Origin of the sequence: Bacteroides reticulotermitis JCM 10512, assembly GCF_000517545.1 — a bacterium.
Classification (GTDB): domain Bacteria; phylum Bacteroidota; class Bacteroidia; order Bacteroidales; family Bacteroidaceae; genus Bacteroides; species Bacteroides reticulotermitis.
On record NZ_BAIV01000018.1, the window covers coordinates 1 to 22,539 of the forward strand.

Sequence of the window (22,539 nt, forward strand, 5' to 3'; positions counted from 1 at the left end):
CTTCTTAATAATTAAATTTGTAACGCGCATGTGCCCGTACGCGTGCGCGCATATATAATGTGTACGTATAAGTTAAAAAAAGAAAAAGTAAGGCACAGTAGGTATCAGTACGTACCGATACGTCACAGTACGTACCTACCCCATAAACTGAAATACTATATTTGCACAGTCTCAAAAAGCCAAGTGGAAAGAGGTCGCCCCCTTCGCTTGAGAGCAAAAAAAAGAAGCGACGCTGAAATATCAGCAATCGCTTCCTCCTAATAAAACCTACATAAATATGTCAGATTACTTATCTTATTCCAAGAAACGGAATACTATTCGTCCGGTTTGCGGTCCGTCCACCCATTTGGGTTGTGAAGAAGGTCCGCATAGATCCGTAGAGTTCACCTTATTGCGTACAGCCGGAATCACGTTCAACACGGAAATGCCACTTTCGGGCAGTGTGTATAGCAAACGATCGCGACCGTCACGTGGTTGGTATACCCCTATATACGAATCCGGAGTCTCGTTTGTCAGGCTGATCGTGCCCTCTTTCGTACGGATATTCATCCACAATACATTGTCGAAATACCCCTTAAACTCAGGATAGGTGAAAGTTTCACCCGGTATCGGATCGTTGTAGTCGTTTTCCCAAACATCGTATTGCGTACCGTGAATACGGTTCTGCCATACGCGGAAAGGACCTGCGCCCAACCAACGTTTGCTGAGTACCTGATCTTCGGGATAATCGAAACGAATTCCCATGAGATCTACCACGCCGGAAAAGTTATAGGTATAGTCGAGCATAGCCGTACCGCTGGAATCGATTGTCCATTGCGCTTTGTCGAGGTTACCCAGTTTATAGTTAGCTGTAACAACCAGATTGCCGTTGCCGTCTTCCTTCGCTTCCAGTTTAGTCAACACGCCAGCATCGGGGAATTCGCTATACGTACGGTCTTTGTCCTTGGCCTTTTCGTCGTCATGGTTGTAGAACTGATCCAGCGAACGGTCTGCACGGCGTGCTCCGATGAATCGGGGACCGTTGGAGAAGCTGATTTTCTTCTTGTTTACGGTCACTTCTTTCAACTGTCCGTCTTTCTTAGAGAAAGTCAACGTACGGTTGCTTGCTACTACAGTGATTTGATCGGCTGTTTCCGTAAAGCTGGGATGAGCAGCCAGAATCGAAATGACTTCAGCACGTTGGTTCAACTCCCTCACCGGGAATGTCCATCTCCACAACTCGTGACCGAATTTGTCGATAGCCGTCAAGAAAAGCGCATCGGCATCAGCGAGTACAGACGTTTTAATATCCAATACACCCGCACCATGAGCTGCAATATCACTACCCCGAAGTTCACCTCTTTTCAAAACCTGCATGGCTTTGTTGGAAGGATCGATGGCTGTCGGGAATTTAACCTGTTCCCATACGAAGCGACAGGTGTTCAGATTCAGGTAGTCGTATCGGTTTTCGACCGAGAATTTACCGTCAAACTTGCTGTCGATCTTTGTGTTCATGATCTGAACCGGGCTCCACAGCTGCTTAATGGTATAGAAGCTACCCTCTTTTTCGTGATGCGGGCCTACGATACCGTCGGCACCGAAGTTGCCCTGATTGTCAATGAAACCGTTCATATCCACACGTTTCACACCTTCGTCGGCCAGTACCCAAAGGAAGCCGCCGATGCAACGTGGATGCTTGCGCATCATTTCCCAGTAATCATACAAGCCGGCTCCGTGACCGCCGTCATACAAGCCGTGGAGGAACTCCGTCGGCATGAAGATTTCAGGCAGACGCATGTAGTTCTGGCTCTCACCATACGAACGGTAGTGCATCGTTTCAAAACCGGAGAAATTGCCTTGCGGATGAATAACCGGACGCTTTTGCGGATCGTACTTATGAAACTCTCCGTCGAGTTCGGTATTCCATCCCTTCTCGTTTCCATTGCTCCACCAGATTACCGAAGGATGATTCACGTCACGTTCTACCATTCCTTCAATCAGTCGTACACCTGTCGGCGTGTCATATTTGCCATGCCAGCCACCCAACTCATCCATTACGTAAAGTCCCAGCGAGTCACATGCTTGCAGGAATTCAGGATCAGCCGGATAATGGCTCAGGCGTACAGAGTTCATATTCATGTCCTTCATCAGAAGTACGTCTTCGATGTTCTTCGCTTTACTCAGCGTACGTCCACTTTCGGGACGGAAGCTGTGGCGATTGACTCCGCGTACATTGATGCGCACCCCATTGACATAAAGTCCGTCGCTCTCGCGCACTTCGATGGTACGGAAACCGAAGGTTTCTGTTTCGTTGTGCACCGCTTTACCGCTCTTATCCAACAGCGTGAATTGAGCTTTATAAAGATTAGGTGTTTCGGCAGTCCATAGTTCGGGGTTGGCAACCTTCAGGTTCAGCGTAGTCCAGTCACCTCCCGCTTTCACAGGCTGTGTTGTTTCGGCGATTTTCTTTCCGGAAGCATTCAGTATCTGCGTACGCACACTCATTCCGTCGTTGGACAGATTCAGGTGACAGTTGGCACGGAATGTTCCATCCGCCTGTGCATCGATGGCAATGTGCCGAAGGTTCAATGCCGGTTTGGCTTCCAGAAATACCGGACGAATAATTCCACCGAAGTTCCAGTAGTCGGCACGTCTTTCCGCCAGGTTCACACTTGCGTTCTCACTCTCTTTGGCTACGGTTACTTCCAGCAAGTTCTTCTTGCCATATTTAAGGAAGTCGGTCACGTTGTATGTAAAACGATAGAATGCTCCCTGATGCTTAGAACCTACTTTCCGACCATTCACTTTCACTTCGGTATCCGTCATGGAAGCTTCAAAAATCAGGTTCACCTGTTTCCCACGAAAGGTCTCGGGTACTTCAAATTCGTATTTATACATTCCCTTTTCGTCGGCAACACCTTCCGGAAAAGGTTTACCATAAAAAGAGATTCCATACTGATAGGTTCCGAAGCCTTGAAGCTCCCAGCAGGAAGGGACACCAATCTTGGTCCATTTGCCGGAGTTGCGGCCGCCGGTACAGAAAAAGTCCCATTCTACCATGTCGTCGCATCCGTGTCCGGAAAGATATTGTCTTTCCGTTTGGGCGGTCTGCTGAGCGTGCATGGTAGCAGCCAGCGCTAAGGCTGATAATAGAGTCGTTACTTTCTTCATTAATAAAACTGTTTATAATTGTAAGGTTTCAATCATTGTTTGGTTATACGTACATGCAAGGTATGCGCCTTCTTTTCGATGGCATATTTCTTCAACACACCGGGACCGCAACTGCTGTTGCCCAGTCCGAGTACGGCAGCATCCAGACTAAGGATCACTTCCGGGCGAGGTTTCAGGTCACAGTCATGCGTCTCTTTATACAGATACTGCGCAGTGAAGTTCAAGGCCGATGCTGAGAAGAGTTTATCCACCGCTTCAACGCATAACCCTCTACCCTGCCGATCGGTCAGTTTCAGGTAGCGCACCTCTTCCTTGTTGCCGCTATCTTGCGGACGGGGATAATGCACATACTGATCGGCTACCGAACCGCTCCAAAGCCCTACACCTGCCGATGTTTTACGGTCGGGGTAGTTATCCTGTGGCCCTCTGCCATACCAAGTAAACGTCTGGTAAGCGGCAGGCAGACAGAAAGCAATCCCCAAACGAGGAAGTTCGGGCAATTCACCCTGCGGCAGGAAAGTGGCTTCCAAATCAATCGTTCCGTCGGAAAGCACTGTATACGTATAATCGGTCTGTACAGAACCTGAAAGGTATTGATTGGCGGTACGAACCCGAATCACGGCCGCACCGTCTGCACGCATCTCGTGTGCAAAAGATAGCAGACTAACCTTCGGAGCATCCATACCGTGCTGTGCCCAGTCTTTCGCCAGCCAATTGCCAAAGCTCTTGTCGTTATCGGTCGGGGCACGGAACACTTGGGTAACAGGCTGTGAAGGGAAATCGCTCGGATGAGCCAACATCTCTTTACCCTGGTAAACCAGTGAAGAGATGCCTCCCTGTTTCTTATCCCATACGGCAGAGAATCCCTGTCCCTTGATGCTCAGCGATTGTGCATCTTCCTGCACGTTCAGGCGTCCTTTGTTGGCAACCTCCGAAGCGGCCAATTCTCCTTCGTGTAAGCAGAACTGCTCCCAAACGACTTCGTGTCCGGCTTTCGCCCAAAGTGCGTCGGCTTTCAGTTGGATACTCACTTTCAGTTGATAGTCCGAAGTAGCTGCCAGCTGCTTGCCCGTTAATGAACGGAAAGCGGGCAAAGCAATAGTCTTGCTCTCGCCCGGTGCAACCTCCGGTAACGTCAATTCTCCTTGTTCTTTCTGTTTGCCATCCACCGAAAGCGTCCAAAGGCAACGGTATTGAGACAGGCCGGTGTGGTGGTTGTGGTTTATAATTGTCAGCTGCCCGTTGTCCATCGTCATGTGAACGGGTGCGTATACCTTTTTCACTTCCCAGTATTTCGGTGTCGTTTCGCGGTCGCTCATCAGTAAGCCGTTAAAGCAGAACGCTTTCAAGTTCGGTTTGTCTCCGAAGTCACCGCCATAGGCTACCATTGTTCTGCCGTCCGGCAATGTCTTATAGATTCCCTGATCTACCCAGTCCCAGATAAAACCTCCCAGCATACGCGGGTTGCTGTAAATCTCGTCCCAGTATTCTTTGAAGTTACCCAACGCATTTCCCATTGAGTGCGCATATTCGCTTGTCAGCACCGGACGGTCGTCATTGGTACGTTCAGCTATCTCCAGCAGACGTTCCCAACGCGCGTTTTCCGCCCGTTCTTTATCATCTCCCTCAACGATGCCGGGGTTCAGGTATTCTTGCTTCACACGGGTATAGAAACGGCTGATTACGTCTACCGTGGCAGGGTCGGGTTCACCGTTCACTCCCTGCGCACCTTCGTAATGTACGGGACGTGTCGGGTCGAAGTCGTGCAACCAGGCAGAGATCGCGGCAAAGTTAGGTCCGTAACCGCTTTCATTCCCCATGCTCCACATCACGATGGACGGGTGATTCTTATCACGTTCCGCCATGCGGACGGCACGATCCATAAAGGCTGCATGCCAGTCGGGTGTACTTGCCAACGTACCACGCAGGCCATGTTCTTCAATATCGGCTTCGTCCATGACATAGAGCCCCAAACTGTCACAAAGCTCGTACCAACGGCTTACGTTGGGGTAATGGCTGGTTCGTGTCGCATTGATATTAGCTTGTTTCATCAAGAGAATATCTTGCAACATACGCTCTTCACTCACCACACGAGCCGTACGCGGATCATGCTCATGACGGTTCACACCACGAAAGCGAATGGGTTTATTGTTTATCAGTAATTGTCCTTTCTTTATTTCGATGCTGCGGAAACCTACTGCCTGCTTGACTCTTTCGATCACTTGCGCATCGGCATTCTGCAAAGTCAGTTCCAATTGATACAGGTAAGGAGTCTCGGCAGTCCAGAGTTCGGGCTTTTCGATTACGACGGATAAGCGTCCCATTTTACGAGGTCCCCGTTGCGGATACCATTCGTTCATCCGGCTTGCTTTATGTTCCAAGTCGAGAATATCTTCTACATCTCCTTTCAAGGTGGCAACCTCTTTTCCGGCGGCATCTTTCAACACGCCGTGAATGGAATAGCCTTGTCCCGTCAGGTTGCGGTATACGCTGAACTGCGGATCGATCTGCAAGGTGAAGTTCCGGTAATTGGTGTCCGGCAAGGTGCGTATCGCAAAGTCACGGATGCGCACATCGGGCGTATGAATCAGGTGAATGCTCCGGTGGATTCCGCCGAAACGCCAGAAGTCCTGATCTTCGAGGTAAGAACCATCGCTATATCGGTAGACTTCCAAGGCAATCTGATTGCGTCCCGGTTGTAGATAGGAAGTTACATTAAACTCACTCGGTTCCATACTTCCCTGACTGTAGCCTACCCGTTCTCCATTGATCCAGACGTAGAAGGCACTCATCACTCCTTCAAAGCGTAAGAACGTCTGTCCCTCGGCTTGCCATCCGGCTGGTAACATGAAAGTGCGGCGATACTGTCCCACGGGATTACGCTCCTTGAAAGTGGTATAATCGGCCTTAGGCTCTCCCATTACGCGGGGCGGATCGATCTTAAACGGATAACCTGCCGACACATAGATCGGAGTTCCGTAGCCGTTGTTTTCCCAGTTGGCAGGTACGGGAAAGTTAGTCCAGGCTTTATCATCAAAAGTTGTTTGGTAAAAATCAAGTACTCTTTCGTCGGGAACGGGTGTCCAGCGAAACTTCCAGGTTCCATCCAATGACAGGGAACTGTCACCTTGTTTTTGGGCAAAAGGAATGAATGCAGCCCTTGCGGGTTCACGGTTTATTTGGAGCACATGATGGTTCTCCCAGTCATGTACGTTTGTGCCTGCACTGCTCCAATGCACATCGCTCCAAGCAAAAAAGTAAATATCTTCATTTGTCTTTCGTTTTTCTACCTATCAGGTAGACGGATGAACTACCGTTTTGTACCCCTTTCTTAAAAAGATATATTCCCAAAAGACAACGGAGCAACCGAGGAATTGTTCGCTGAAAGAGGTATTATCGTTTGAATATGACTACGGTAATGACCAAGGAATTGGTCTTTGCGAAGGACACCGAAAGACTTAGGAAGAGAAAAAGGTTGATTGGCCTGTGTTGTTAAAAGATAAGAGCCCGGTATGACACCGAGCTCTTATACAAAAACACTATTTTATCAGGCGAAAAGCACTTACTGAATATCGAGTGCATCGAACGCCAATCCGTTCATATCATCAGCGGTAAGCAACACTTTATAATAACCGGCATTGATAAAGGTTCCGGTGGTAGTACTTACCATCTTCCATTTATCGGGAGTATCGGGGAAAGTGAGCACATCATCTTTCAGAACAACTCCTTTGGAATCGATGAACTGCATCCGCACAGGCATAGGCTTGCCGGTAGCGTTCAGGTATTTGAAACGCAAGGCGTATACCTGAGCCAATCCGGTAGATACATTCCACTCAATGCTGTTCTTCTTACCTTTACCAAAGAAAACTCCGGTTTGTTTGCGGTGTTCTTTCTTTGTAAAAGTACCTTTCAACAAGGCAGCTTCAGCTTCGTATGCAATGCTTACACGAGCATTCTTATCTTCGGGAAGCAATTCTTTCGGTGTCTTCTCCATAACATCCTTGTCAGCCTTTTCCCAACTCCAATCGGATGCGGGGAACTGCGCCGGTTTCAGTTCGGAGTTGGTAGAAGCAATCGCAATACCACTTATAATAGCTTGTCCGGCTTTCACTTCGGGGAAATGAACTTTCAAGAGCCCGCCCGTCACAGTAGCATAAACTACCTTCTTGCAAGCACCGTCGTGACCGCTTTCGGCCCATACATCCAAATCGTCCAATACAACCGAATCATTGATAGCCACATCGAAGATGCGAAGTCCTTCGCAATCGGTTGCCGCACTTCCGCCTGTTCCATGCCAAGGCTCGGTAAAGTAAAGTTCGACACGATACGTACCATCGGCTACCGGAAAACGGTACTCCAATTGGTGGCGTCCGAAACGGAAATGTTGGAACAGACTCCAGTCGCGCGTACCACGTATCGGATCGCTCGTTGTACGCTGGCTTGCCTGATAAGGACTCAATTCCTTGAAGCGCTCCGCCCATGAATGCGAGTAATTGGCATTATCTTGCAACCACAGCTGTCCGAAGCTATCGGTATAATCATCTCCTCCGCAATTGATGCGATAGAGATAATTGTAACCATCCGCTCCTTTCAATACCGGTGTTACGTCTTGGTAAAGAGCTTCGAAATGAGGCGCTTGTTCCAATCCTTTCAATACCAGTACATCTTCCGCTACGGCTTTACCTTTAAAATAACCTACGGCACGCAATACGTTGTAACGGATGTCGCGGTTCTCCCACATGAAGTGAGTACCGATTCCATTATTTTTCTTACGTCCGAGGAAAGTTACCCGCTCGTTAGTCGCATCGTTGTAAAGCAGTACGGAGTCGCAATTGCTATACGCTTCGATGGTAGCCCGGCGACGTCCCTTTTCAAAACGATCGGTCCAGGTGTGCGATACCAGATAGACCATCGGGTCTTTGGCAGCAGGCACGTAGTTGGCACGATACATATAATAAACGTCCAACGGCTCTTCCCACGGAGTTACCAACCTTTGTAATTGAAAGGCCCTACCTTGTCTATCTTCGATAAGCTTCATCGGGTTGGCGACGTCCGGGATTATCGTGGCTGCTGTATATCCATTGGAATTGTCCGCAAACACTGTCTCTCACCTGCTCTGCCAAGCGGATTTTAGTTTCCATCAGCTGACACATACGCTCTTCACTCCATACGCCATCGGCTTCAAAGGCTCCCGGTTCGGTATGCAGGTCGATGCTTCTCCAAGCGCCATACTCCCCGTTCAACAACTGATTGGGTTGAGCAAGTTCATTGGCATATTTGAATACATTGCCTCCGTATGTACCACTCCAGTTCTGAATTACATTCCAGTCGGTTCCTTCTCCCCCGTTACAGGTTGTTATGATTCGCATGTTACGTGCTGTAGGATCCATTTCCCGGATTATATCGCTACACTCCTGTGCAAACTCACGAGGGAGTGTGCTTTCGTTCTGTAAGCCCCAGATAACGACTGACGGAGAATTACGACGTTCCTTCACCCATTGGCGAAGCAGTTTTTTGAAGTTCTCGCGGAACTCTGGCGTATCATACCATACATGCGCGGAGAACTGAGTCCAAAACAAGACACCTTCTTTATCCCAGTAATTCTGGTAATCGAGGTGATGCGGTTGATGCGCGTCACGGAAAGCATTGAATCCTGCTGCACGCATCTGCTTCACACGAGAAGCTACCTGCTCGGTACTGAAAGCATGGCTTTGTCCGAACTGGTGTTCGTATTCGCAAACGCCATTCAGGAAGACCGGTTTATTGTTCAGGTAGAAGCGTCCGTCACCATCGTTCCGTTTCACCGGCCAACTAATGGTACGTATACCAAACGGCGTAGATACCTCGTCGGTTGTTGCCGTGCCCCGTTTAATCATACTAGCCAATTTATGCAAATACGGATTATCGTTGCTCCATAAGATCGGTGATTCGACAGGTGCTTGTTGACGGATTGTTTTAGTCTCTCCCGGAGCAAGAGTTACTTGCTCTACCAAACGGAATACTTGTTTACCATCGGCATTACTCAGTTTGTTTACCACTTCGATGCTTTCGGTGGTCTTTCCGTAATTCTTCACTTCGGTTTCTACGTACACATTAGCGGCTTTCTCATCATTCCAGATGTGAACACCGAACGGTTCGATACGAATGAGATCCGTAGCTTCCAGAACAACCGGACGGAAGATGCCCAGCGGTTGCGAACCCTCGCTGAATCCCCATTCCGAAGAACAACCGCCACATACCCAAGGCATATCAGCAATCATTTCGGGGTGCTCCGCTTTCACTTCCAATCGGTTAGCTCCTTGTTTCAAAGCCTTCGTTACATCCAACGTCAAGGTGGTTCGTCCGGCCGGGTGGCGTCCGAAGTCTTGTCCGTTCAGTTTGACAGTGGCATAGGTACCTACTCCTTCAAAGTGAAGGAAATATTCTTTTCCGGCTTCTACCTCTATATTGAAATCCTTCACATACATGGCAGTTCCGTGCATGTTGCCGTGAGTCAATTGGCGATAGCCATAATAGTCATCCCAGTTGTGCGGGATGTCAACCGTTTGAGCAGGCATCATAAAGTTGCCTTTCAAGTGTGTGGCTTCGGTAATCCAAGTCTTCCAGTCTTTATTCAACTCCGTAAGGATACGTCTGTTCTTGACTTCCGGTTTCGGGAAGCGAACAGCCGAACGTCCCATCGGTTTGCTGGTAGCTACGGCGATACCCCGTTGCTCGGCATTGTTGACCGCACAATAGAAGTGATAAATCACTCCATCGTGTTTGATCACGTAGCTCTTGTGGGCAAACAGTTCATCGTAGTTCTTGGAGGGAATAATCAGATCAGCACCTGTCCAGTCCGTCCAATGTACCAGATCATAGCTTGCGGCAAAAGTATTGTACGCTTTGTATTTGCGTGATGGTTCAAAAGCGGAGAAGTAGAACATGACATACACATCTCCCATCTTCTGAATATGAGCGTCACCGGTAATGGTACCGTCCACTTCATGCGCAAAGACCGGATTACCGGCATAGCGTTTCCACTTCTTCATATCCTTGGATAGCGCAATTCCCACACGTTCGCCTTTCAAATCGGTTTCCGGATGACGGCCGCCTGCATTGTAATACATCACAAACGGTGCACCGAGGGTCTTGTCTTTATCCCAATAGATGGTGCTTTTATACTGTGTGAGTTTCTCCCACCATTGCGCGTCTTTATCGTGAATGCTCAATATCGGTTTGTCGAGCGACTCCCATTCGTGCGCAGTGGCAATATTATCTTTTGTCCACGCGAGTCCGACATAAAGCGGGGCTTTCACGGCTTCGTAACCGGTACCTTCTCCACCGATATAGGTCATCCAGTGGCGTCCCTTATAGCTTTGGAGTTCATAGCTTCCTCCCCACTCCATGTCCGGCAGTGCAGGGAAACCGCCTCGTTGGTTAGCATCCCACGTACCGTCACGAAATGATAAAACCCGCCCTAGTGTGCGCCACTCGAGCAGGTTGTCACTTTCTGCCAGCCATGTTTCATAGCCGCGTCCGTCTGTGCCTCCTTTACCGTTATAAACAACATAAGTCATCAACACTTATCTCCCTGACGGAAAACGGTGGGACAGTCTATCTTATGATTATTATCTTCCGGAGCAACCACCATCCCGTATTTATACGGAGTCTTTGCTTCCTCATAAATCTGCTCCATCCGTTCCTGCGATACTTCACGCTGCGCAAAAGCAGCAAGTGTAGAAGCCAGATAAACAGCAGCCAATAAATACTTCTTCATCATTTAAAATCTAATCTTGTATAATGAAAGTCAGTAATCTTATTTCTTTTGTCTTGATACCTTTTCGGAGCATCAAGACAAAAGAATAAGTATATTAATAGAACAACCAGTCCATGGTTTCCTCGTCGCCAGCCAGACCGGCATTGCGAGTCTTCATATCGGTTGCACTTGTAAAGCCAAGTACTTGCAAGTAGCCTTTAGGCAGCATCAGCGTGTGCTTGCCTGCCGGGAAACTATAAGCGTGCACGTTAGCCAGAGGCATTCCGTTGATGCGTACAGCATTTGTAAGCACCGGTTCAGCCTGACCGTAGTCGTTGGCAGAAGCGTCAATCTCCAATTTAGGAGCTTTGGCGTATCTCTTTTGATCATCTTTGAAGTAAGCAACCAACAGTTTCACCGGAGCATCGTTTTCAAAGGTGAAGTTTGTTCCATCTTCGCGTTGCTTGTCACCATCGAAACGGAAAGCCGTAAGGCCCTTCAATTCGGGTGCAATCGCTTCTACTTTTCCGGGAACGTTCGTGAACAGAGATGTTCCTTCACCCAGTTTCACAGTCGGATAAGTAGACGCTACTAACTTCACAGTTGCAGGAGCCCAAGCTGTAAACGAAGCCGCAGTAGTAGCCACCTTTCCGCTTTGACGATCTTTCAGCAAAGCCAGATTCGCTTTGAAGTTCTCCAACTCCTTTTCATAATGTACTAACATCTCTTTCCAGGTTTTGTTCTTACCATCATCGCCACCGATCGGAATACGACGTTGCGCAGTCTGCATACTGTTGGCATACAAATAATGATCATCCGTCAATTCCACCAATTTGCGGTAATGCACCAAACCTTGCTCCATCAAAGGAATAGCTTCTTCGAGATTCTTAATATCTTTTCCCCACTGATAGTCGAGTACCAATTTGGCAGCTTTCACTTTGAGATTGAAAGCATACGCAAACTCGCGGTAGCAGTGCATATCGTTTTGCAAACGAGCAAACTCATCTTTATTGGCCGATACGGAATTGGCTGCTTTATCGATGGCAGCTACAGCCTTGTCGCCATGAGCGATAGCCTGAGCAATAATATCCAAGGGAAGTTCGCCTACATGAGGTTGTTTCTTCCATTCTTTCTCAACGTACTCAATCAACTTCTCTCCTTCCGGACCACAGCTTTCGTAGAATCCCGGATAGATGGTGTACTTATATGGATTAACGAACTGGCTCATGAACATACCCAGTAGGAGTGTCTGACGGTTTCCTTCGGTAATACCGAAACGGCGTAGCAGCTTAGGAGCTATCTCACCACTCTCTTCATAGGCTTCGCGGATATTTCCGGCATTCTCGTCGGAAGTTCCGTAGAACTTAGCCAACTGATGGTTCCAGTAGCCCATCTCTTCCGTACGATCGCGACGACTGTTCCATGCGTAGCTCCCCAAGTCTGATACCAGATCCAGTCACGGTCGAGTTGAAATTCACGTTTACCATCGGGCAATTTATCTGCCGTATATGGCCAATCCCAGTAAGAGGCTTGCGGATAGAGGTGCAAAGCATTCGCTCCGTGAATATCATGCATAGCTTTCACTACTTTCTGAACGAAGTCAGGAGATCCCCAACGGAAAGGTTCGAGGTTAGCGAGGATATGCACATTGCTGATGTGAATAGAACCCAATGAGCTCAAGTCCGTATGAATCTTTGTCCAAGGACCACGTGTTCGTAGGTAGTCAACGACTCTCCGTTGTACTTGTGCATGGTATAAAGATTCTTATAGATAGGTAGTGCGGCATCCATAACCAGTTTGCAATCGGTATCGTGCGCACGAACCATAATCGGAGGTTCGTCCGTACGGCCCAATGCCTGCAAACCATCTTTTACGCCCGGAATAATTGTTTTGGTAAACCATTCCACGTCATCTTCTACTGTTGCCATGGCTTCACCCAGACAAACAAGCAGACCAACATTCGGGTACTTCTCGATAAATGCGGCTATGCTCTTGCGGGTATAGTCGGCAATCAGCGGAGTAATGGGGCGGTTACGATCCTGAGTTTTCAGTCCGTAGTGTTCGGCAAAAGGTTTAGACAGAATGATATTGTAGAACATCTGTATAACGAATATTCCTCTTTTGTCGGCTTCTTCGGTCAGGAACGAGAACATTTCCTCGTTTTTCTTGAAAGTTTCTTCGTCCACTTCGAGTGCGAACGGATAATCTTTGAGCTTGACAAGGGAAGCGAACGGATGTCCGTTCCAGAGATAAAGCGAGTTCATGCGGTTGGCAACCAGCATATCGAGGTATTTGATCCACTGTTCTTTATCGTAGAACCAAGGGAAACTTTCGGGCGTATAAGGATATTCGTAAACTCCATGTCCCGGTAGGTAAGTCATTTTCTGCAAACCTACACAAGCACCACGCAGTACCATTTCGGGACCGTCTTTGAGGTCTTGCGGGAAGTCTAGCTTGTTATCGGAATCAGACACACGGTCGATCAGTTCCCGACAACCATATATTACTCCGCTTCCGTCACGTCCGGACACTTTGGTCAGATTCCCGGATGTTGTGATGTGAAAACCCTCTTTCTTCAGTGTAGTGTCATTTACTTCGGTAAGTAGAATGGTCTTGACGTCCGGATCGGAGAAGGTGGTATCTCCATGTTGCACGGTTACTTTGTAACCTGCTTTATCCAAGGAGTTTTGCAACTGTTCCGCACCAAACAGCACACGGTTTGAGGCTTCCGGCGGAGTCATGATTCTTACGGTTTGCTTACCACACGCAGCAAAAATGACAGCGCAGGCGGCAAACATGAATAATTTGGAATTCTTCATTATCTTTAAATATAGCATTTAGTTTACTATAAGAAAAGACGGGATTCTGTATTGTTTGTACTCAGTTCTGTCTACTTACATGCTGATTATAAAGCCTAATTAAAAGACTTATAGTAGTCTTTATATAGCTGTAAGTCAAATGGCAGACCGAATTCTTTTCTTTTTTATTTATTCGGCACGTTTCTCTTTTTCGGCTTCATATTTATAGAAAATCCCTGATTCATGTTCTTCCTTTTCGACAAAGAAGCATGAATCAGGATGATTGTTTTGTTTAGATACAACTGCTAACGGTAGTTCACGACTCTTTCTTGAGATGAATCAATCCAAAGACGCCATACACCTTCCGACACCTTTTCGACCTTACCCAGATTAGCTTTGGGTTGGCGACGACTTTGGATAGTCAGGTATCCCTTTCCTTCCGTAGCCTTCACTTTGATCGTTTTAGTGTCCATATAGACATGAATATCACCGTTCGGAGTAGGTACAGTTCCTTCCATCCATTTCAAGCCTCCCAGTACCGGAGTAACGGCAAACTCTTTATAACCTTCCTTCACCGGTGTAACTCCCAGGTAATATTTACCTAGCAGATAGATGGGACTTGCACCCCACGCATGACAAAGGCTTTTTCCGTAAGGACGGCCATACATAGCCAGATGCTCTGTACCCTTTTCCTCCGGATTGTATTTCTCCCAGAAAGAAGTAGCTCCTTCGTTAAGCATTCCTCCCCAATAGGCCTTCATCTCTTTCATCACTGCTTCCTGCTCACCAAGCGCACAAAGTGCTTCCAACTCATAGAAGCGCATATAAGGCGTGGTTATTTTCAGAATGCTATCGTTCAGTAGAACGGAGTGTTTGGTGGCTTGTTGTTTGTCCGCACTCATGTAATTGAAGAACACAGCGAACATATTGGCATAACGAGTCACGGCATCACTCTGCTTGCCCTCTACCCGGTTGTGTACAAACGCTTGTTTCTGATCACTCCAGAATGAGGGTTCCAGTTTCGCTTTCAAGGCACCGGCCAACTTCTCATATTTCTGTTGACCGGCTTTGTCGCCCGTCAGATTCGCGCAAAGAGCCATTGTCTCCAAGCTGCGACAGAATAAGATTTGCTCGAAAGAGAGTTCCCCTTTCTTATCGAGATAGCCGTCGGCCCAATCCACAAACACCCAGTCGCCGGAAAGTCCTTCAACCATGCCGTTCTTGTTGGTACGCCCCAGCACATAATCCATCATCGATTGCATACGGGGATATAGCTGGTTGACAAAATGAAGATCACCGCTATACATATAATAGTCATAAACACTGAGGAACCAGTAGAAGGTATAGTCCATGATTGTGTTGCTGTGGCTCGTTACCGGATCTTTTCCGCGCAACAACCAGATAGTACGCTTCACCGACTCACTATCAAAAAATAGATAGTAATTCATCAGATAACTCTGAATGGCATCGCCACTCCACACCCAACGGTCACGCTTGATGCCGTCGATAAAAAACTCCCGGGTGGTGAGATGCATCGTGTAAGCCCCCACTTCCCAAATACGGTTCAACTCTTCGTCACTCGAACGGAAACTACCTCTGTAGGTCTCCGGAAGATATTCGTACTGCATCGATACCGCGCCGATTTGTACGCCCGGATCGTGTGTTACATAAACATAGCGAAATGCTTTGCTGTTTTCCAGCGTGTATTCATTGCTCGCGCCGTTATCCAAAGAAGACGTACGGTTGATTGCCAAGTCCGTTACCCGGCCCGACTCTAATTGTAACTTATCCAAGGTTTCGCAGTAAGCTTTATCTTTGGCTTCTTCCGGACTTTCCCCGTAATAAAGAGCAATCGTTCCTTTGCCCGAGAGATTCTTCAAGGTGATAAAGCCGAATGTCTCTTTGCCGAAGTCATACAAAACGCCTCCCTCGGGTTGTGCGGTCTGCGCAACAGGTTGCTGAGGTTCGCGTTCTAACTGGAATGCCGAGGGACGTTGAGCCGCTTCGTTGAAGTTCCAACTGCCGGCATCCATATAAATCGTGGCGGACGTATCGCTGGCTTTACCACTCTCGTCGATCCATTCCTTATCTTCGTAAGTTACCTGCCAACTCGCGTCGGACTTGACTGTTTTACCTTTCACGTATACGGCAGGAGGAGTCGCCTGATTCCAAACTTTGATGTTCAGGCTATGTTTGCCGGCGGGAAGTTGAAACTTTTCCGGCATACCGAACTGCAATTTCCCATCAAGCTTTACGTTGTATTTCCCTTCGGCAGCAATCTGTATCTCTTCCGGTTCAGCGAGATTGATTTTCTTGCTGAACTCAACCACTACATAGTGGCTATCGGTTTTCCAAAAAGGAGGGAAAAAGGCTCCGCGCTCCGTACGGCGGTTGTTCATCTGGTTACCTAACCAGATTTCATAATCACCCGGATACCATATCCAGGTTTGTGCAAAAGCGCTACTTGCCATCGACAAGGCGCCTAGTAATATCATCCATCTATTTCTCATTTTTCTTTCAGTCAATAAGAGTTTCGTTATAGAAAATAATTCGTTCGACCTAGGTTTCCGGTTCGTTCCACCCGGGTTATCCTTTCGTTACACCAAGGTGTTTGTTTCGTTCGACCCAGGTGGAACGAATCGGGTATCGCATCCGCACTACTACACCAATGCTGATTTACCAAGGATTAATGGCGTATATCTTTATAGTTAGCTTCCAGTCCGGCACGCTCACGAATAGCCGGATCCACTTTCGGACCGTTATTCTCCCATACATTACCGGGACCGTTGGCGTTTTGTAAATACTGCTCTCCCTCCGTCCAATTGTCGCGCACGGTGATGAACGAAGAGCCTTCGTCGGTATAAAGATAGAACCAATGCTTCGGATCGTGTACATAACCCGGTTTATATATGCTATGCACACAGTTTTCGGTTACATAACTCTTCGGTTGCGAACCTAGCGTATAGATACCCGCCACATCATACATATGCTTGGCATAGTGATGAATTAAATTGCCATGTACCCGGTTGTTACGCATACAGTTTACCGTCTGTGTCCATCCCCAACCCAGGCTGATACCGGTATAAGGGACTTCGGATATTTCATTATGCTCGATATTTATATCGCTCACATAGCCTGCCGCGATGGCAAGACAACCCCAATCTTCGTTGGCTACATCGGTAAAGTAGCAATTGTTGATTTGCTGATGTGCACAGACCACCCGTCGGTCGGTCGGATCGTAGGGTAAATGCGTCTCGTAAGCAGCGGGAGAGAAACTTCCTACCAGCAAACCATTTCCGGCTATATCACGGAAAAGACATCCACGTACCACACCACCGTGTGTCGCTTCTTCGTAATCCAAACCGGTAGAGCCCAAACGCTCGAAACGACAACGTTCAAAGTCGATCCGGTTGGCTGCGGCTATGCGTACAGCTGCTGCCGGGCGTCCGAGCCATCCCTGATTGTCCAACGGATGGTTAAGGTAATCCCGCTGCATCATCGGATCGATCCGATAACCATCAGTCAGATACATACCGGCCTGAAGCGGCACATGTCCTTTTTCCGATGGACGCAACCAAGTGGTATAAGCGAATGTGATATTTTCAAAACGTACATGGGCTACCGGACGGTCTAAGGTGCCTTCGATCCGTACCAAGGTTTCGACAGCCGGCACAATAGCTTTTGTCTCGGTCGCCTGCATATTTTCCCCTTCACGCGGGTAGTAATAAAGCTTGCGGGATTCAATATCGTGATACCACTCTCCCGGAACATCGAGCAGTTCGCGGGCACTCGTCAGATAAAAAGCCGAATTGTGTCCGTCGGTAGTTACCATAGGCCGGGGCCAGGGATGTTCAAACTGAATCCGGCTCTCGGGTTGATGAAAGCGCACGGCTGCACTGTCTCCCCGCACTTCGATGGAGCGTATACGCAGATTGGCTACACACCACATTTGATGAAGCACCATTTCGGCATAAGCCGCTTTTAAATTCCCTTTTCCGTCAAGCAGCTTGCGAACGGCATTTGCCGGAACATAGAGAATTTCATTCTTCTCATCCACACTGCGAATACGGGACATCTTTTCAAAGTCCGCCACATCACGGGCCCGGTCGGCTTTTACACCATTCACCCACAATTGTCGGAAGTCCAACGGGCGACCGTTAAAACCCGGCACATCGGCTACCCAAAGCTTGCCTTGCTTCTTCCAACCGCCAATACGTACCCCACCACTCAATACCGCCTGATTCTTTTCAGCTGAGCGGATTATGGTAGGAGACGCCTCCGTTCCACTATCTTCGGGACGGATGAAAACCGATTCGTGAAGAGCGTACGTTCCACCCTCCAAACAAATCGTAATTCCTCCCTGAACGCGTTCATCTCCCACCCGACGCCATTCGCGTGCCTGACGCAAAGCGGAAGTCAGCGTTGCCTTGGGAGCTTGACGCGTACCGTTGTTCAGGTCGCTTCCTTGAGTCGAGACCCAGATTTCGCCTGCATAAGCGGTTGCTCCACTGCCGAGTATTCCGGCAAGAAGCAACCCGGCAGCCATTACTATTTTCTTATTCCACATATCTTATACTATCATTGTCTATAAATAGCCCGGAGCCTTAGCGGCTCAAAGGCATCCAAACAGTCATTTCTCCTTTACCCCGGTTTCCCCACGCATAGTAGGGTATCAAGCGCACTTGTACCGTTTTCTCTGCCTGTACTACCGGACGATACAGCGTACCATCCCAAGAGTTCGAGTTAACCAGCTTAGCTGTTCCCTCCAAGGCTACGATCGGGCTACCTTCAATGGTTATCTTTTTCGGAGTTAGTTGTATGTCGGCAGGAATCAGCACATCATCAATCTTCACATTCTTCGCGATGTCCATACTTTCCAAACAGTAAATGAGCGGACCACGCTTCACAACAACCTGATTGCGTATTTCTTCTGCCAACGGATGCGCTTCAAGCAGGCGTACAGGCATATCCATCGTTAGTTCGATAATATCTCCTTTCTTCCACGTACGGTTGACTTTGGCATACGCATTGGCTTTGGCATCAACCTGTACCGGCTGTCCGTTTACCGTCAGCGTAGCTTTTTCGCACCATTCGGGTATGCGGAAGAAGATTGAGAAAGCACCGGCTTTGCGCGGAAGCTTATCCAATGAAACACGTACTGCTCCGTCCCAAGGATAATCGGTAGTCTGTGTCAGCACGACTTCTCCCTTGTTCTGCCAGTTTGTAGTCAGTGTATTGGCGCCGTATAAGTTGCAATAGATTCCTTCCGAGCTCAATGTATAGGCATAGTTTTGTGCCTGACAAAGGGCACGCAAAGTGTTGGGCGGACAGCAGAAGCAGCTGATGTACTCTGTGCGTTCTTTAGGCCAGCGCAAGGTGTATGGCAGGTCTTCGCTGATACGAAGCGGGTTGGTGTAGAAATACTTCTTCCCGTCCAGGCTGATTCCACTCAACACGCTGTTGTAAAGGCATGTTTCTACCAATTCGGCATATTTGGCATCACCGGTCACTTCGAGCATACGCCAGTTGAAGAGCATATTGCCGATGTTGGCGCAGGTCTCGTTATGGGCGGTGCTATTGGGCAACTGATACGGACGACCGTAACTTTGATGCACTTTTTGTATGCTGTCCGGTTCGTAGCATGTACCGTCGGGCGAAGTTCCGTCATAAAGTGCTCCGCAAGCCCCTGTAACATACATTTTACGGGTAACAATATCATTCCAGATGCTTGTAAGATTCTTCATCAACTGTTGTTCTCCGGTCTCAGCATATACATCCGCTACGCCGGCATACAGATAATTGGCACGTACAGCGTGTCCCATGGCCTGGTATTGTTCACGGAAAGGAACCCGGTCCTGATTATCATCCGTACCGCTTTCTACCATTCCCCGAATGTCGATCAGGTTCTTCGATAATTCCAGATAACGAGGGTTTCCGGTGGCCCGATACATTTCGACTACTCCCATATAGTGAGAGGGGCAGATTGCGTTACGAGCCAACTCAGCCGAAGCGGTTTCATAAAAGTGACAAAGAAAATCCGTAGCCTTAACTGCTGCGTTGAAAAGTGTATTCTTTCCGGTTGCACGTTGGTGGACGATGCCTGCCATCATGAGGTGGCCCAGGTTGTATGTTTCAAAATTCAGGCGGTTGGCAAAAGCTCCTTTTTCCTCTTCCGAGCCGACTTTTGTACCGATGACGGTTTGTTTGTGCGGGTCGGCTGCGGCATGACTATCCACTCCTCTGTTCATCTCATCGATAATAACAGGGGTATGTATATACCCGTCGGCGCGTTGAGCTTTTACCACACAGGCTATAAAGCGATCCATCAACTTATCCAATTCAGGATCTTTGTTGACTGCATAAACCGAGGCAACTCCTTCCATCCATTTATACATATCGCCATCGTGGAACGGAGGTCCCCAATGTTCGCCCTGGCATGCACCGGAAGCTATTTCAAAGTTCCGAAAGCCATGGGAGAGTTCAGGGGTATCCCAGGTTTTCCACATACTTTGCAGGGATGTATGACTGAAAACATTGAAACGATCGCCCCAGAACCCATTGTTCCAATGTACGGCATCTATTCCGGTGTTCGTCATTTTGGCATAACGACTCTGACTCATATCCGTCAATCCATTGCTTTGCGCAAATGCTCCCGTGACAGAGGCGGAAGCTAAAAGAAATAACAGTTTAATCTGTTTCATGAATATTGGTAATTCTTAAAATAATACTTTCTCTATAAGAAAGAGACGGAATTAACTATATTTTGTACTCAAAAAACAGTAAGCAAAGGTTTATCAACAAGGATACTCCAAAGAGGTTGCAGGCAAACGAACGAGATTCACGGTTCGAGTTCCGACTGATGAGAAGAGGTATGATTTATGGCTGCTTTCCGAGCTTGTGCATGTTGATACTGCCGGGCAATCTTGTATTGCTGCCCGTCTTTCAGGAAATAGGTTCCGGTTTGCTTGAACCAGAAGCTGACATCGGCTTCCAGACATTGGCGACGAATATCCAACACCCAATCGTAATTGCACACGCGAACTTCCCTGCCCGACTCTCCGCCAGCCACGACCTGCTCTACCCAACCCCCGCTGAGTTCTCCTCCAAAGTCAATGGGGTCTAACAGTGGTTCGCAAATGATAATTTTATGCTTGATGGGAGCGGCTTTGTAGATAGGCAGGCGATGGTTGACCCGGTCTTGATTCTCCATCGTGCAACAAATCGTTACGTTGTCGTACCCATCTCCCAATCAGCCGGCAGACATTCCGCCAAGCGATCAATACGTTTGGTGATGAAGAGGAAACGGAGATCTTGCCGTATACGCATCATCTCCCACGCCTCGCTTCTCCATTCGTCGGCATCTTCTACCAGAAAATCGGAGGTAAAGCAGGTATAGACTAAATTGCCCGATGGTATTTTATATTCCTTATTCTTCTTTTGCTGCAAAGGCAGGTCAAACTTAGCCGTTTTCGTTACGACTGAGCTATCTTTCCCATATTTACCGTCCGACCGGTAAACATAACAATGCCGACAGCCTGCACTCCATTTGTGACAGCCATGCCAAGGATTCCATATCGATGCTTTTCCACTCATTTATGCTATATATGCTACTTTCTGAATCACCAACAGATAATCGTGTAATTGATTGAAGAATTTATTGCCTGCGAATATACGAATAATCATTCTTTTCCAAAAAAACTGGACGTTGAAATAAAAACTACAATCTTTTAAAGTACGAATAGCCGCTGCAATCAAAATTATCTTTATTTTTGCCTTTCAAGCCATGAAGACAGCGTATGAACACAGCCCGCGATTTGATTATCTATTACTTTTCCGGAACAGGCAACTCGAAACAAGTAGCCCTGTGGTGGGCCGAAGCTACTCTAAAAAAGGGAATAGCCGCTCGCGTAGTAGACATCACAACTGTTACAAATCCCAACTCGCTTGAAATTAACAGTGATTCGCTCATGCTGATTGTCTCGCCTACGCATGGTTTCAATTATCCTCCGGTCACGATTCGTTTTATCCGCAGACTTCCGAGAGGTAAGAATCTGGTCGTACTGGCCAATACGCGGGCCGGATTAAAAATAGGACGTTTCATTACGCCCGGACTAAGTGGGATTACGTTTATGTTGTCGGCAATCCTCCTGCTAAGTAAAGGCTACAAACTCGGCGGGTTGATATCATTCGATATGCCGTCCAACTGGCTTTCCATTCATCCGGCTTTGAGTGCTGAATCAGCCAATTATATCTTCCATTCCATGCAGCAGAAAGTGCAACGATATGCTGACAAACTGTTTGATGGTCAATCGGTGTTTCCGGCACTTCGGGATTTGATACAGGATCTGTTGATCTCGCCCGTCGCAATTGGTTATTACCTGGCGGGACGTTTCTTTTTGGCTAAATCTTTTTATGCATCCAATGCGTGTACGTCGTGCGGTTTATGCGAAAAGAACTGCCCGCTCCACGCCATAAAGAAGAGCCGCAAACGTCCTTACTGGACCTTTAGATGTGAAAGCTGTATGAAGTGTATGAATAGTTGTCCGCAGGAAGCCATTCAGACAACACACGGGCTCTGGGTGTTACTTTTCGGGCTGACTTTTCTGATCATGGGACTGTTGCAGCCTATACTGGCTGATTATTACCGGACATTCGCTGGCAAGCTTGCCTTGTTTACGCTTATACTGCTTGCGCTGGTAGCCATACTCTACCCGATACAGTATGTCTTAATAAAGAATAGACGGATCAATGCAGCGATCACATATATGTCGCTTACCTTTTATAAATTCTGGGGAAGATACAGATGCAAATAGGAGAATTTGATCAAAAAAGCAAGCAGCGGAAACAAGTTTT

Annotated in this window: 5 protein-coding genes and 4 pseudogenes; 1 reads left to right on the forward strand and 8 read right to left on the reverse strand. The window is 47.9% G+C overall.

Annotated features, from left to right (window positions below):
- Positions 1-294: 294 nt before the first annotated feature.
- The 8 genes and pseudogenes from JCM10512_RS11835 to JCM10512_RS11870 form a co-directional block, all read right to left on the reverse strand.
- Positions 295-3,150 (reverse strand): glycoside hydrolase family 2 protein, encoded by a 2,856-nt coding sequence (locus JCM10512_RS11835; RefSeq protein WP_044163318.1) that lies wholly within the window; start codon positions 3,148-3,150, stop codon positions 295-297.
- A gap of 32 nt (positions 3,151-3,182) precedes the next feature.
- Positions 3,183-6,421: pseudogene (locus JCM10512_RS11840) on the reverse strand (glycoside hydrolase family 2 TIM barrel-domain containing protein).
- A gap of 291 nt (positions 6,422-6,712) precedes the next feature.
- Positions 6,713-10,909, reverse strand: a pseudogene (locus tag JCM10512_RS11845) (beta-d-glucuronidase/beta-L-arabinofuranosidase).
- 94 nt (positions 10,910-11,003) lie between these two features.
- Positions 11,004-13,707, reverse strand: a pseudogene (locus JCM10512_RS11850) (alpha-d-galacturonidase).
- Between the two features lie 284 nt (positions 13,708-13,991).
- The gene (locus JCM10512_RS11855) at positions 13,992-16,196 is read right to left on the reverse strand and encodes an alpha-L-rhamnosidase-related protein (protein ID WP_044163320.1); all 2,205 of its coding nucleotides are present in this window, start codon (positions 16,194-16,196) and stop codon (positions 13,992-13,994) included.
- Positions 16,197-16,372: 176 nt separating this feature from the next.
- Positions 16,373-18,232 carry a right-handed parallel beta-helix repeat-containing protein gene (locus tag JCM10512_RS11860; RefSeq protein ID WP_044163322.1) on the reverse strand — a complete coding sequence of 620 codons (1,860 nt, stop codon included), beginning with the start codon at positions 18,230-18,232 and terminating at the stop codon, positions 16,373-16,375.
- Between the two features lie 58 nt (positions 18,233-18,290).
- A complete protein-coding gene (locus JCM10512_RS11865; protein ID WP_044163324.1) occupies positions 18,291-20,387 on the reverse strand; it encodes an aceric acid hydrolase in 2,097 nt (698 codons plus the stop codon).
- A gap of 137 nt (positions 20,388-20,524) precedes the next feature.
- Positions 20,525-21,279: pseudogene (locus tag JCM10512_RS11870) on the reverse strand (DUF5131 family protein).
- Between the two features lie 203 nt (positions 21,280-21,482).
- Between JCM10512_RS11870 and JCM10512_RS11875 the strand changes: the two are divergent.
- The gene (locus tag JCM10512_RS11875) at positions 21,483-22,499 is read left to right on the forward strand and encodes an EFR1 family ferrodoxin (RefSeq protein ID WP_044163326.1); all 1,017 of its coding nucleotides are present in this window, start codon (positions 21,483-21,485) and stop codon (positions 22,497-22,499) included.
- The last annotated feature ends 40 nt before the right edge of the window (positions 22,500-22,539 follow it).